This is a genomic window from Sphingomonas segetis (genome assembly GCF_009720245.1).
Lineage (GTDB): Bacteria > Pseudomonadota > Alphaproteobacteria > Sphingomonadales > Sphingomonadaceae > Sphingomicrobium > Sphingomicrobium segetis.
On the sequence record NZ_WJSQ01000320.1, the window covers coordinates 1 to 606 of the forward strand.

Here is a 606-nt window from a genome sequence, read left to right on the forward strand (position 1 = left end):
ATGCGCGTGCTGCTGATCGAAGACGAGCCGACGACCGCCAAAAGCATCGAGCTGATGCTCGGTACGGAAGGCTTCAACGTCTATACGACCGACCTTGGCGAGGAAGGCCTCGATCTCGCCAAGCTGTACGATTACGACATCATCCTTCTCGACCTGAACCTGCCCGACATGCACGGCTACGACGTGCTCAAGAAGGTCCGCACCGCGAAGGTGTCGACCCCGGTGCTGATCCTTTCCGGCATCGGTGAGATGGACAGCAAGGTCCGCGCGCTCGGCTTCGGCGCTGACGATTACGTCACCAAGCCGTTCCACCGCGACGAGCTGGTCGCGCGAATCCACGCGATCGTCCGCCGCTCGAAGGGCCATTCGCAGTCGGTCATCCGTACCGGCAAGCTGGCCGTGAACCTCGACGCCAAGACGGTCGAGGTCGACGGCAGCCGCGTGCATCTGACCGGCAAGGAATATGCGATGCTGGAGCTGCTTTCGCTCCGCAAGGGCACGACGCTGACCAAGGAAATGTTCCTCAACCATCTTTACGGCGGCATGGACGAGCCCGAGCTCAAGATCATCGACGTGTTCATCTGCAAGCTGCGCAAGAAACTCAGC

General features: G+C 60.9%; 1 protein-coding gene. It reads left to right on the plus strand.

Annotation, left to right across the window (positions count from 1 at the left end; genetic code table 11):
- Positions 1–606: response regulator transcription factor CtrA (gene ctrA / locus GH737_RS15015; RefSeq protein WP_155265552.1), on the plus strand; the 606-nt coding region annotated here is incomplete at both ends.